Source organism: bacterium, assembly GCA_021372535.1.
Taxonomy (GTDB): Bacteria; Latescibacterota; Latescibacteria; order Latescibacterales; family Latescibacteraceae; genus JAFGMP01.
On record JAJFUH010000042.1, the window covers coordinates 1 to 13,642 of the forward strand.

Sequence of the window (13,642 nt, forward strand, 5' to 3'; positions counted from 1 at the left end):
GGCATAAGGCACAAGGCATAAGGGAAAAGACCATAAACCATAGACCACAAACCATGAACAATAAACGATAAACCACAAACCATAAGACTTATCAAATGATTATCGGAAAAGGTTCAGAAACGGATTTCCTGGGCGAGCAGGAAGTGTATGATCTCTGTGCGGAAGCGTTTGCGCAGAAAAAGCTGGATGGCAGAAAAGTACTTGTCATCATACCCGACTATACCCGCTCAGGGCCGTTCGATCTCATGTTCCGCATGGTATACAGGCTTCTTGCGGAACGGGTAAAACTCCTCGATTTCCTCATCGCTCTCGGTACTCATCCCCCGATGAGCGATGAGCAGATATACCAGCTCCTCAGGATTACCCGTGACGACCATATTCACCGGTACCCAAAAGCGCGGTTTTTCAATCATAACTGCCAGGACCGTGAACAGCTCAGGCTCGCAGGCACATTCGGCGAGGATGAGATCGCGGAAATCTCGAACGGTCTTCTCCGTAAACGGGTGGATGTAACCGTCAACAGGATGGTGTACGATTACGATCTCCTCCTGATCATCGGTCCTACATTCCCCCACGAGGCGATGGGATTTTCCGGCGGCCACAAGTACCTGTTCCCCGGCATCAGCGGCGAGGACATCATCGATACGTTCCACTGGATCGGCGCTCTGATCACCATGCCGGTATTTATCGGCACCAAAAACACGCCCATGCGCAGGCTTGTTGAAAAGGCCGCGGGATTCATTCCGGTCGAGCGCATGTGTCTCAACCTCGTGGTGAAGGAGCATAACCTGTCTGGTCTCTATATCGGCCCTCCTGAGGAAACCTTTCATGCAGCCGCCAGCCTGTCCGACAAGATTCACATCATCTACAAGGATCACCCGTTCAGACGTGTGCTGTCGTGCGCTCCTTCGATGTACGACGAGATATGGACCGCGGGCAAGTGCATGTACAAACTTGAATCGGTTGTGGCCGATGGCGGCGAGCTCATCATCTATGCCCCGCATGTCACCCATCTTTCAAAGGTTTACGGCCACCTGCTCGAGAAAATCGGATACCACTGCCGCGACTACTTTGTCAAACAGTGGGACAGATTCAAGGATATCCAGGGAGGGATACTCGCCCACTCGTGCAATGTGCGGGGAATCGGTTCATTCGAGAACGGAACGGAAAAACCGCGTATCAGCGTCGTACTGGCAACAGCGATGCCCGAGGATTACTGTAAAAAAATCAATCTCGGTTACCGTGACCCGAAATCGATCGATCATGACGTCTGGAAAGACCGTGAGGACGAGGGATATCTGTATGTCCCCAAGGCGGGCGAAATGCTGTATCTGCTCAAAAACAATCCGTTCCGCTCACAGGAACCATGAATTATCAACCGCAAACAGGGAATAATGCCATGTCATTCGTTGAAGAACTGTTCAGTCTCAAGGGAAAAGTAGCCGCCGCTGTCGGCGCGGGCGGCGTGCTCGCAGGCGCCATGGTGCGAGGGCTGGCTCAGGCGGGAGCAAAAGTCGCCATACTCGACCTCAATCCTGAAAATGCCGAAAAAACCGCAACGTCGATCAGGACCGACCTGAAAGGCGACGCTCTTGCTATAAAAATGGACGCCACCGATAAAGAGGACATCCAGAAAGCCCTCGATGAAATTGTTGCCGCATGGGGGCATGTCGATATTCTTATCAACGCTCCGGGCATCAACTCGGCGACCCCGTTTTTCGAGATTTCCGAGGACGAGTGGGAAAAGATACTCAGGGTGAACCTGAAGAGCATGTTCCTCGCCTGTCAGGTTTTCGGAAAACACATGATCGAGCAGGGAAAAGGCGGAAGCATCATCAATATATCGTCCGTATCATCGAGCATTCCCCTTTCCAAGGTATTCACCTACAGCGTATCAAAGGCGGGAGTCAACAACCTGACCCAGTTTCTGGCCCGCGAATTCGCTCCCCACAAGGTACGGGTGAATGCCGTCGCTCCCGGTTTTTTCCCGGCTGAGCAGAACAGGAAGATACTCACCGAAGAACGCGTGGCATCCATTTTCCGCCACACACCCATGGATCGTTTCGGGGAACCCGAGGAGCTCGTGGGAGCGGTCATCTGGCTTTCCTCGCCGAAAGCCTCATCGTTCGTCACCGGCGCGATTATCCGTGTGGACGGCGGTTACACGGCGATGACGATCTAATGAGAGGCATGCAATCATATTGAGCAACTATACGGCAAAATACACCAGAATAGAATCCGGATATATGGAGCAGCTGGTTGAATGGCCGGAAGTGGTTACTGAAGGAAAAACCTTATGTAAATGCCGGTCGATGCTCAAAGATGCTCTTAGTGAAATGATATTGGCATACAGGCATCAAGGGAAAGAAATTCCGATAAAAACACAGCTCTCATAACAAGATAACAGCACATGAATTATGTAAACAGGCCGGATTGAAACATAAATTCTGATATATCATCAGGCAATTCTTAACTTTTTATACAATACAAATTTCAGGAGGATTTTTCCATGTCCGATCCACAGGCCCCGTTGAAAGACCTGCAACCGAACCATGAATTTCTCATCGCCATCGATTCGGACGGCTGCGTGTTCGATTCGATGGAAATCAAGCAGAAGGAATGCTTCATCCCGAACAACATAAAATACTGGAATCTCCAGCCGGTATCGAAGTATGCCCGTACCGCATCGGAATTTGTCAACCTCTATTCGAAATGGCGCGGTGAAAACCGTTTCCCTGCCCTGCTCAAGGTTTTCGATCTGCTCGTCGACTGGTCCGAGGTGCAGAAACGCAAAGTCGAAATCCCGGTCGCTCAGCCGCTCCGTGACTGGGTCGCCCGTGAGACAAAGCTTGGCAATCCAACACTCAGGGCCGAAGTCGAGCGTACCGGCGACCCCGTCCTCAAGCAGACCCTGGCATGGAGCAATGCGGTCAACGCTTCGGTCGAGGACATCGTCAAGGGTGTTCCGCCATTCCCCCTCGTCCGTGAGAGCCTCGAAAAAATCACGAAATGGGCGGATATTCTCGTCTGCTCGGGAACACCTGGAGAAGCGCTCGCCCGTGAGTGGGAGGAAAACAACATCGACGAATTTCCCCGCGTTATCGCCGGACAGGAGATGGGTAAGAAAAAGGATCATCTCCGGCTCGTCGCGGGCAAGTATCCTCAAGGTCATGTCATCATGATAGGCGATGCATTCGGCGACCTGAAAGCGGCGAAGGCAAATGACCTCCTGTTTTACCCCATCAATCCGGGACATGAGGAAGACTCGTGGGAACTGTTTTACAATGTGGTTGCCGATAAATTCCGCAACGGCGGATATACGGCTGATTACGAAGCACAATTCATTGCGGAATTCGACAAACTCCTACCCGAAATCCCGCCCTGGAAAAAATAGTACCCGTGCATATGTACCTAACGCGTTTATGGCTCATGAGGATCTCCGCGTATTGGAACGTAATCTTTTCCATGCAGCCATAGATGGGAATAATCCACAAGGAGATTGTTACAGACCATGGAAGAACAAACCGATATAATCGACCTGATCCGCAAAAAAGACACCTTCGCCCTTAAACTCGGCATGGAGATTATCGAGGCTAAGGACGGATGTTCCCATGTGACCATGCCGCTCGATGAGAGCACCGCAAACGCTGTCGGCAACGTTCACGGCGGCGCTATCTTTTCTGTTGCCGATTATGCTTTTGCCACCGCATGTAACTCCGAAGGCATTCTCTCGGTGGCAATCGAGGCAAGCATACAGTATATGGCGCCCTGTCCTTCGCAGGGACGGCTCGAAGCAAAAGGGAAAAAAATACGCGAAACGAGACGTCTCGGATTCTACCGCATCGAGATTTTTGATGCTAACGGGGATCTGATCGCGGTCATGCAGGCGGTCGCGTATAAAAAAGGATGAAAGCCGGTTTCCTGGCAGCCTTAATTAACAGGAGGGGCTATGCCTCATGACTTTTCCGTACTATCACCAATCAGGCGCATCTGGCTTGTCATGCTTTCGGTAGGACCCGGTATATTCTGCATCGGGTATACCATCGGAACGGGGAGCGTCACCTCCATGGCCAAGGCTGGATCGCAGTTCGGAATGGAGCTCACCTGGGTGCTCTTTCTGAGCTGCCTGTTCTCGTGGGTGCTCATGGAAGCTTACGGCAGGCTTGCCGTCATCACCGGCGAAACATCGATGCATGGTTTCAGGAACGGCCTGAGGTTCGGAAAACCGCTCGCGATAATCACCATGACCGGAGTGATCATCGCCCAGTGGAACTCACTCACCGGCATACTCGGATTGTGCTCGACAGCTCTTTACGAGGGGCTTAACATCTTCATCCCCGGTCTTACCCTTCCACGGTATGGTACTGTTCTCGGCATCGCCATCGTCGTTATCCTGATCATGTATGCCTTTCTCTGGGTCGGCAGATATTCGTTTTTCGAGAAGATTCTCGTGTTTTTCGTCACGCTCATGGGACTGTCATTCATCATTTCCATGGTGGTCGTTTTCCCTTCACCGAAAGAGATTGCCGCAGGTTTTATCCCCCGGATACCGGGCGCCGAGGGCGGAAAGCTCATGGTCGCGGCGTTTGTCGGCACGACGATGGCGGCTCCGACATTCGTTGTCCGCCCCCTCCTCATGAAAGGCAAGGGATGGACAGCAGCAAACTCCCGCGACCAGAGCAGGGACGCTCTTATCTCCGCCTTGCTCATGTTCGTCATCAGCGCCTCGATCATGGTAGCCGCTACCGGGGCGCTGTTTCATCGCGGGCACGCCATCGAGAAAGTCCTCGACATGGTGTATACGCTCGAACCGATAGCGGGAAAATACGCGGTCGGAATCTTCCTTGTCGGCACACTGAGCGCCGGTCTGTCCTCCGTGTTCCCCATACTCATGGTGGCTCCGCTCCTTATCGGCGATTATCGCGCAGGCACCCTCGACACGCGATCACGGCTTTTCCGTATCCTCACCGGGATTGCGTGCCTGTTCGGGCTTACCGTTCCCATCTTCGGCGCCAACCCGATCGCAGCACAGATAGCGACACAGGTCGCCGGTGTTTTTGTCCTGCCCGTGGTCATTTTCGGTATCATCGTGCTCGTCAACCGCAGAGATACCATGGGTGAACACCGTGCCGGGATACTGCTCAACACCGGTCTTGCGGCGTCGTTCATTTTTTCGTGTATCATCTCGTATACCGGCATACGTGCGCTCACGGAGTTTTTCGGCGGATAACACGGTAATACCGACAGAAACTTTAGTTATGATCTCCCCGCGAAAGAGAAAGATTGACAGAGTTTTTCGATGGCAGGAAAAGACACGAAAATGGGTAATGTATCTCGACAGTGGAAGCTCTCACGGCGTTCGTTTCTGAAATCGGCGGCGGGAAGCGCCATCGCGGCAGGGCTGAGCAGCTATATTCCAACCGGATGCGCAAAAGAAATTCCCATAAAGCCCTTTGAAGCGACATGGGAATCCCTCGATACACACCGGTGTCCCGGATGGTTCAATGACGCGAAACTGGGAATGTATTTCCACTGGGGCATCTGCTCGGTACCCGCCTGGGCGCCGAGAAAAGAAGGGATTTCCTATGCCGAGTGGTACTGGTACAACATGAACGACAGGGAAAACCCGACATGGCAGTACCACCGCGACACCTACGGCGAGCATTTCACCTACGATGACTTCATTCCCCTCTTCAAAGCCGGACACTATAATCCGGAGAAATGGGTGGCATTTGCGAAAAGCGCGGGAGTACAGTATATCTTCGTGAACGCCAAACACCATGATGGATTCTGTCTCTGGCCGACACGGTACACCAACCGCAATGCCATGAGAATGGGCCCCAAACGCGATCTCATCGGCCCCCTTATCAAGGCGGCACGGAAGGAAAACCTGAAAGTCGGATTTTACTACTCGTTCTATGAATGGTACAATCCCCTTTATACGGGCAAACCATTCCCGTACGCAGGCCTGATAACGGTCAACAACTATGTCGACGATTTCATGGTCCCGCAGGTACATGAGCTCATCGAGCTCTATCATCCCGATTTTCTCTATTTCGACGGCGAATGGGATCAGCCGCCCGAGTTCTGGAAAAGCAGAGAGCTTGTGGCACATTACTACAACCAGGCAGGCAGGCGCGGACAGGATGTCCTCGTCAACGACCGGTTCGGGAAAGATTCGAGGGGGCATCACGGCGACGTGTACAATGTCGAGTACCATTACGGCACGGAAACTGAGGGGCTGCTGACCCACAAGTGGTCATACTGGCGCGGAGTCGGCAACACCTTCGGCTATAACAGGGACATGAATCCCGAAGACTGCCTCACCGTCAGGGAGCTCATCCATATGGTGGTCAACGGCGTCAGTAAAAACGGCAACTTCGACATCAACGTGGGACCCACCGCCGACGGTCTGATATCGGATGTCGAGCGTGAACCGCTCCTCGCGCTGGGCAGATGGCTCAGGGTCAATGGTGAGGCAATATACGGCACTCGCGTCTGGAATACTACCGAAGAGGGCGATATACGGTTTACCGCGAAAGGGGAGTATGTCTATGCCATCTTTCTGAAATGGCAGGGCGAGAAATTCCTCATCAGATCGGTGCGCGCAGCCGCGGGATCGGAGATAACCATGCTCGGCATCCCCGGGAACCTCGCGTGGAATCAGGATGAAAACGGCCTCACGATCGAGTTTCCCCTGTCAAAATCGAGGCCCTCGGAATGCGCCTATGCATGGGCATTCAAAATCAGGGTGAGTTGATAAACCACAGGAGAATATTATACTGTATTGTATTAATAAACCTCTTTCCCATCGATTTATCTCAAAAAGAAAAACTCCCCCCATTTCAAATCAGATTTTACCCAATCCGGTTTCTATCTCCGAATTATACCCGTTATTTATTTACAACGGACAGACTGACAGTATTGTTTCTCCGGGTTATTTCCTCGATCTTCTTCTCCGGATCGATCACTATCGAGCATCCCGTGATTTTCGCGCCCGCGGGAAGCGTGAGGGTGACCTGTTCCGTTTTCGGCACAAGGTCAAGAGGCGCCTTGATGGCCGGCACCCTGGCCGTTGCGAGTCCCCATCCCCCGCTGTCCACGATCGCGATATCGCTCTGCGGAGCATCCACCGAACCGAGGTTGTGCACGGTGACTGTGATGGTGTTCCCGGTCACTTTGATATCGTCCTTCCCTATTCCGAGGTCCGTCCGCTCCCAGAGCGGTGTCGCAGGACGAACCAGCTTCATCGATATAACCGTGGTTGTACGGGGATCGAAGGTGATATTCATGGTTCCGGTTTTCTGGAGCTCCACCGTCTGTCTGCCGGTCGTGGTGTCGGAAATCGTATCGCCGTTCGTATCCTTCCCGAATGTAGCCTCCCATGTACCCGGGGCGATATCCCATGCGGTCATCACGGCGGCAACGGGCTCACGGTCGAGGTTGCAGGCGATTACCGTGAACTCATCCGTTTTTGCCTTCTGCACGAGGATGGCGACACTCTCGCCGTTTGCCGGGGCCATGAATTTCCAGCTCACCACGTGACCGGAATACTGGTTGCTTCTCCATCCGCCTATGCCGCCGAGCCGTGACCGCTGGAGTTCCGCCGAATTGACACTCACACGGTCAGACCAGAACTGTCCTTCGGTATTGATATACATCCGCTGGGACGCTACCTGTATCTGGTCGGCGTAGTATTCCTCGAGGAACTGGGTATTCCCGGTCATCTGCCAGGCAATATGCCGCCAGAGATCGTTCCCGGAATGCGGGGTAATCTGCGAGACGATCTCCTTCCCCCATGTGTCGCGTTTGTCGAGTAGATCGAGGATGTCGGCGCCAATACTGCCGATGCTTCCCGTACCGCTGTCGAGAATCGGCAGGAGATACTTGTCATCGCCTGTCCAGCGCCACGCCGCCCAGAAGAGCTGGATAGCGGGCCCGATACCCGGCCTGCGGTCTTCGTCGGTCGAGAAATTGATGATTCCTGGAATGACATACCTGCCGTTCTCGTCCTTTTTCCGGTGGGCAAGGAGTCCGTCCGCAACCTCGAGGAGAAGCTTTTTCGCCATCGGATTACCGTTATATTCGACAAGAACCATACCCGGATGGAGGATAAGATATGAGTACGGGTAGGAGTATTCCCAGATGCCTTCATCGGCGATTTTCGTCCCGCTGTAGAAACTCGACCGGAAGTGACGGTGTCCGGCCTTGTTGATTCCGGTGATACGGTCATAGGCGCGGGCGGTATTCATGAGACGCTCCACCGCCTTGGGATCGCCGTACGAGAGGAGCATATCCTGCGGGAGAACCTGGCATCCCTCCTCGTATGTGTGAAGCTCGTCGGTCTGGATGGTCGGAAGCCCGTTGGTAAACATGCCGTTCGTAAAAAACGCATCCATCTCACGACGGATGGAGTCGGTGATTCTCTCCGGCTCGACACCCATGAGGGCCGCTCCCGCAAACTGGTGCGTCAGGTCGCCATCGTCGGAAAGCCCGCCGCCGAACTCACCGTTCCCGATCTGGCGTTCGTCGATCCACCACATGACAAATTTCTTTACGAGCTTAAGGTCCTCGATCTGACGGAATGCCCAGAGGGGAACACCGGAGGGCGGCACGGGCTGGGTGAAAGCGGGCCACTGCTGCTCGGGATTCTTCCAGTACCAGTATACCCTGCCGGGGTAGTGGTTCGGATTGATACGGAGGAGATCGGTCAGGTCGTTGCTGAAACGCTGGTAGAGGCGGTATTTCTTGGAATTCGCTCCCGGCTCGACAATATGCCCCGCATTATCCTTCACCTGGACAAAGCGGTCAGCTTCGTGCTCTTTCCGGGATTCCTCGTAGTCCTTGAAGATAAGCCTTACCTGAGCGCCTTCGAGGACATCGGGGCCGAAATCCTCACCCGCTCCGGCTATGGTGAAATAGAGCGGATACCCGTTCGGAAGGATGCGGTCGCGGGTATCGAGCCAGAGGGTCCTGGGCTCACCCGGTTTCACCGAGAAGGTAAAGTCGAACATGTTCCGCGCAGGCCAGACAGGATCCTTGATCTGGATATTGAGGGGGAAATAATCGCCGTGTGTCGCCTTCACCTTGAGCGGTGGGAGGTCGATCGCTATACCATCGAGACCGCCATACAGGTTTTCCCATGTATACGAAGGGAGTGTTCCGCCGCTGTTGTACCAGCCGAGGCTGATGATGGGATTTTCCGGCAGCCTGAACTCGAAGGGAATGAGCACATGAACGATGGGAAGCATGTTCGTGCGCACGGTACTGAGCGGCCGGGACGGAGCGCGGTTCGGAAGCGCCACCATGATGCTCCGCTCGTCGGGGAAATACCGCCCGTTGATATATCCGACAATCGAGGTGAGCGTGGAATTGTCGGGCTCGACCTTGCCGTTGAGACGGTAATAGAGCGTGGTTACGCCCTCGGGCTCTTTTCCCGCCGTGACGTTGTACGCCATGAACTCTCCGATGGGCGTCTCCTGCACATCGTTGGTGAACTCCACTTTCCCGCCTCGGACAGAATTGTCGAACCGGTAGAATGTCCGCTCCTGGTCGGCGGGACGGGTAAAGAGCGGAGATTTCGTGCATTCATGGCTTGCCGGATCGACGGTCAGAAGCGACGCGGAGCCGTATGCAGCTCCGGCGATCTCGATGTGGTTCCACGGTTCGTCGGGCATGGTAAAGGTTACCGACTTGCCCGAGAGCGAATAACAGTTCCAGTCGGGCTGTACGATGTAATCATGCCGTCCCGGAATCCGCGAACGGTTGTAGACGGACGGCCATGTCGTCTCACGGATGCCGTCCGTTCCTTTCCACCACCACTGCTTGAGGTCATAGACATCGTGAATCTCGACCTTCCGTATCGAAACCTCACGTCCCGGGAGCGCAGGGGGAATATCGCCCGGCCTGTTCCAGCCGTACCTGAGCCACCATTCATCGCGCACCGAGGGGTCGCTGAGGCTCCGGATAACCGGTTTCAGGCCTGTCGTGGAATTTCCCCGGGCAATCCGTGCAACCTGGTCATCGGGAAGCATGCGGTCGTATATGCGGAACTCGTCGAAATCACCGCCGCGGAGGAAATTTCCCTCGCTCCCGACAAAATGAGGGGTAATTCCCCTGCAGCCGGTTCCGAACTGGTCAAGACCCGAATACAGCACGGTCGCCGTATCTTTCTGGGCGATAAGCCTGCCATCGAGATAGAGGCGGACACCCTTCGTTTCATCCCACGAAAAGGCGATGTGGTACCACCGGTCAGCCTTCGGTAAATCCTTCGACTTGTACGAAACCCGTATACAGGCGAGATTGATATCGGTCACGAACGCATCATAGCCGCCCTCGCCGTTATAATCGATGCGCAGCCAGGTCATGACGAGGTCTGAATGGTCGGACGGCCCTGCCTGAATGATATGGAACGGTGTTTTCCCCACAGGGTCGCGCGGTCTCCAGAAAAAGGCAAAGGTGCCCCGCTCGGCGTACATGTTTCCCGGAGCGTCGTAGGCAAAAAGCTGAGACACATGGGCGGTGCTGAAACCGGGACCTTTCGCGCCGTCATTGACGATAGTGACATCGTTCAGAAATGTCGGGTTCGGGTTTCCGCAGGCATAATCGGCGGTAAAACTTTTATCGCCCGACAGCCGGAACAGCAGTCCCGTCTCTTCTGCCTGGGCGGCCCATGCCAAAGAAAGGCCATAACCGGACACCAGCAGAAACATCAGGGCGCTAACCATCTTATATGATGCCCATGAAGAGCACCCTCTTTTAATCGGGATCACTTCAGCCTCCTTTTATCGATTTTCACATGCCGCTCCGCTCACAGTACCATGGGCGGCTCTATACCGTATTCTTTCCCTGTTGCACATATCTCGTCGAAGGTTTCCCTCAGTACCGGAACACCGAGTCTCGTGCACTCCTCTTCTTTCTCGAATTCCTTCTGCCCGGCGAACCAGACCCGTTCGGCGCCCTCGGCAGGGGGGCATTTCCTCAGCCGTTCGAGCATGATGTCCATGTCACGGCGGAAATCCGCGGGATCACGGAATGTGTCGATCCTTATGGCGCCGAAGAAATGGCTGACCCGGGCGGACGATGTCTCCGTATCGGCGAGATCGGTTCCGAAAGGAGCGCCGCACAGCACCGAACAGAGGATATCGACCATAACCGCAAGTCCGTATCCCTTGTGACCGCCGAATTCCTCTCCCTCGCCTCCGAGCGGCAGTATTCCTCCGCCGACACGGTAGAACATGTCATCGAGCGTAGTCCGTGTGTCATGGGCGGTACGGCCTTTTTTGTCCACAGCCCATCCCGACGGCAGTTCCTTTCCGAGACGGTCGTAGACCTCGATTTTCCCCCTTGTAACCACGGTGGTCGACATATCGAGCACAAAGGCACGTTCCCTTTCCGCGGGCGCCGCAAACGCAAGCGGATTGGTGCCGAACATCACCTGACGGCCGAATGTGGGGACGCCGAGGGCTGCCGTATTGGTCATGGCAACTCCGAGCATATCGCCGGAAAGCGCCATCATTGCATAATATCCCGCGATACCGAAATGGTTCGAGTCGCGGACACACCCGAAAGCGGCACCGGTGGTTTTCGCCTTGCCGATTATCCGCTCCATGGTCATGACACTGACCGGAGCACCCATGGCGCCATGAGCATGAACTACGAGCGATGAGGGCGTCTCCATGAGCGTCTCGACCGATGCATCGGGAACCATGAGACCGGTTTTGAGGCCGTTCACATACCGCCACAACCGCCCGACACCGTGAGACGGAATCCCCCGCGCATCGGCGGCAACGAGTACAGCGGATGTGGCTTTCGCATCATATTCAGACAGGCCGAGAGACTGAAACACGCTGCGACAGAACCGTTCAAGCGACTCGCGATTTACTTGTACGGAGTCAGTATTCACCACATTCATATCGATGATTTCTCCTCATCATGGATTCTGTATACACCAGAAAATATTTACGATTGAGTTATTTGCCTATGTTAGAGTGTCATTCCCGTGAAAACGGGAATCCATCATCTATCATTCCTGACAGAGTGATATTATACTGGATTCCCAATTCACTTCGTTCTTGGGAATGACAATACACATATAATAAATTGGTGATTATGAGCTAATTGCATAACCAGATAAATAAAATACAAATCCGCGAAAATCCGTGTTCTATTATAATGTGTTGACATGTCGGACTACATATTTTTGTGTTTTTTCACGATTTAATAGCCCCTTCGCTGACCGGCGTTGTGTATCCTTCCGAATTCAGCGTACGGCGGACCTTCAATGGCCGCATTCGGATAAATATATGGTGTATTGCCGGTTCTTTCAATAATCAGCTCGGCCATTCGCATGCATACGGCATAAAACATCTGGTTGACGAGCACTCCGGATGTGGGACACACTTTTCTTTTCACCCCGGGAACGGCAAAAATGCCATAGGTATCGCACATGAGCCCGAGGTGGACATCGGCCCGGGACGGTACATTCTTCCCATCCGCAAAGACGCCATTCCTGGTTGCCGGACCGATCGACGCCGTCCGTATTTTGAGTTTACGGAGAGTGTCAAGAAAAGCGAGATCGGCCTCGTCATCGGGCTGATAGATACCCATAATGACGAAATCCTTGTCGGTTCCTTTGAAATTTTTCGTCAAACCCCATTCGGGACCTTTCGTGAACACCGACTTGAACATGGTCAGCCCCCCCCGCCGTGTGTTCGACTCGACGGCAAGGGTTTCCCAGAGCCTGCTGTAAATATATACCTTCCCGCCGGAGAGAATGGTGCTGACCGCCGTGTCCGCGATTTTTTCGACCGAGCCGAGCTCTGCCTCGATACGGTTGATCTGGCTGATCATCTCATCGAAATACCGTTCACCCAGAGGTTCGTTGAGGCTTGTATACCGTGCCTTGTCGTCGAGGTCAGGTTCGTCTCCCATGACATTGACATATACATCATCAGCCGCAAGAATCCTCACCGCATCGGCGATCATCATCCAGAAGGTTGTCATCCCGAGTACGCCGGATACGGCCCCCATGGGATATTTCGCCCCGGGCAGCCACATTATCGCTCCGAGGGTCGAGATGTGCGTGTCGATCCACAGGTCGGAATAGGGACGGATTCTGAGTTTCTGATGAAAATCGGACAGCAGGTGCGCATCAGGAGTTTCACCGCACCACGGCGCGGGGCCTCCGATGACAAAAACGCCCCTTGCGCGCGGGTCTTCGAACGGCTGTCCGAACACATTGGCAAGGAGCAGATCACCATTTTGAGCCTTGTCTGCGGGGTATCCTGAGGTGAAAATGTCGGGATTGCCGGGACGGTTTTCGAATATGTCCTCCATGGTGCTGTGTCCCAGATCCCACAATGAATAGCATTTACCGCCTTTTTTATATGTTCCGGCGATATGGTACGCTGCTTCGAGCAGGTTGTCGGACTCGGTGCTCCGGATGTGTTCTAGCATCTCCTTCACACGGTCGAAATAGCGAAGGGAAAGTGGCTTAGAATCTTCAACAGCACTGGCGTCCGGTATGGACAAACCCAGCATACCGGCAGCAGAGAGCGGAACAAGACTGATTGCATCGCGACGTTTCATGGGGCAGTCTCCAGAGAATCAATGATATTTAAAAGTGATAGCTGTAATATAG

General features: G+C 54.0%; 10 protein-coding genes. 7 read left to right on the forward strand and 3 right to left on the reverse strand.

Annotated features, from left to right (window positions below; all coding sequences use genetic code 11):
* The first annotated feature begins 95 nt into the window (after nt 1–95).
* The 7 genes from LLG96_04330 (at nt 96) to LLG96_04360 (ending at nt 6,760) form a co-directional block, all read left to right on the forward strand.
* A complete protein-coding gene (locus LLG96_04330; GenBank protein ID MCE5249429.1) occupies nt 96–1,370 on the forward strand; it encodes a lactate racemase domain-containing protein in 1,275 nt (424 codons plus the stop codon).
* Between the two features lie 29 nt (nt 1,371–1,399).
* Nucleotides 1,400–2,182 carry an SDR family oxidoreductase gene (locus tag LLG96_04335; GenBank protein MCE5249430.1) on the forward strand — a complete coding sequence of 261 codons (783 nt, stop codon included), beginning with the start codon at nt 1,400–1,402 and terminating at the stop codon, nt 2,180–2,182.
* 16 nt (nt 2,183–2,198) lie between these two features.
* Nucleotides 2,199–2,396, forward strand: a complete 198-nt coding sequence (locus LLG96_04340; protein ID MCE5249431.1) for a type II toxin-antitoxin system HicB family antitoxin — start codon at nt 2,199–2,201, stop codon at nt 2,394–2,396.
* A gap of 113 nt (nt 2,397–2,509) precedes the next feature.
* Nucleotides 2,510–3,394, forward strand: coding sequence for an HAD family hydrolase (locus tag LLG96_04345; GenBank protein MCE5249432.1), 885 nt, complete (start codon nt 2,510–2,512; stop codon nt 3,392–3,394).
* A 117-nt stretch (nt 3,395–3,511) separates the two neighbouring features.
* Nucleotides 3,512–3,910 carry a PaaI family thioesterase gene (locus tag LLG96_04350; GenBank protein ID MCE5249433.1) on the forward strand — a complete coding sequence of 133 codons (399 nt, stop codon included), beginning with the start codon at nt 3,512–3,514 and terminating at the stop codon, nt 3,908–3,910.
* Between the two features lie 39 nt (nt 3,911–3,949).
* Nucleotides 3,950–5,230 carry an Nramp family divalent metal transporter gene (locus tag LLG96_04355; protein MCE5249434.1) on the forward strand — a complete coding sequence of 427 codons (1,281 nt, stop codon included), beginning with the start codon at nt 3,950–3,952 and terminating at the stop codon, nt 5,228–5,230.
* Nucleotides 5,231–5,299: 69 nt separating this feature from the next.
* A complete protein-coding gene (locus tag LLG96_04360) occupies nt 5,300–6,760 on the forward strand; it encodes an alpha-L-fucosidase (GenBank protein ID MCE5249435.1) in 1,461 nt (486 codons plus the stop codon).
* Nucleotides 6,761–6,893: 133 nt separating this feature from the next.
* Here LLG96_04360 and LLG96_04365 read toward each other — a convergent pair whose 3' ends face one another.
* The 3 genes from LLG96_04365 to LLG96_04375 all read right to left on the reverse strand — a co-directional run bounded on the left by LLG96_04365 (nt 6,894) and on the right by LLG96_04375 (nt 13,590).
* On the reverse strand, nt 6,894–10,772 hold the full coding sequence (locus LLG96_04365) for a hypothetical protein (protein MCE5249436.1): 3,879 nt from the start codon (nt 10,770–10,772) through the stop codon (nt 6,894–6,896).
* A gap of 38 nt (nt 10,773–10,810) precedes the next feature.
* On the reverse strand, nt 10,811–11,914 hold the full coding sequence (locus tag LLG96_04370; protein ID MCE5249437.1) for an Ldh family oxidoreductase: 1,104 nt from the start codon (nt 11,912–11,914) through the stop codon (nt 10,811–10,813).
* Between the two features lie 305 nt (nt 11,915–12,219).
* Entirely contained in the window at nt 12,220–13,590 is a 1,371-nt protein-coding gene (locus tag LLG96_04375; GenBank protein MCE5249438.1) for a hypothetical protein, read from the reverse strand.
* Nucleotides 13,591–13,642: the final 52 nt, after the last annotated feature.

Excerpts from the sequence above, each read along its gene's own strand:
- LLG96_04330 (MCE5249429.1), top strand. The coding sequence starts at position 96 with ATGATTATCGGAAAAGGTTCAGAAACGGATTTCCTGGGCGAGCAGGAA.
- LLG96_04335 (MCE5249430.1), top strand. The coding sequence starts at position 1,400 with ATGTCATTCGTTGAAGAACTGTTCAGTCTCAAGGGAAAAGTAGCCGCC.
- LLG96_04345 (MCE5249432.1), top strand. The coding sequence starts at position 2,510 with ATGTCCGATCCACAGGCCCCGTTGAAAGACCTGCAACCGAACCATGAA.
- LLG96_04350 (MCE5249433.1), top strand. The coding sequence starts at position 3,512 with ATGGAAGAACAAACCGATATAATCGACCTGATCCGCAAAAAAGACACC.
- LLG96_04355 (MCE5249434.1), top strand. The coding sequence starts at position 3,950 with ATGCCTCATGACTTTTCCGTACTATCACCAATCAGGCGCATCTGGCTT.
- LLG96_04360 (MCE5249435.1), top strand. The coding sequence starts at position 5,300 with ATGGCAGGAAAAGACACGAAAATGGGTAATGTATCTCGACAGTGGAAG.
- LLG96_04370 (MCE5249437.1), bottom strand. The coding sequence starts at position 11,914 with ATGAATGTGGTGAATACTGACTCCGTACAAGTAAATCGCGAGTCGCTT.
- LLG96_04375 (MCE5249438.1), bottom strand. The coding sequence starts at position 13,590 with ATGAAACGTCGCGATGCAATCAGTCTTGTTCCGCTCTCTGCTGCCGGT.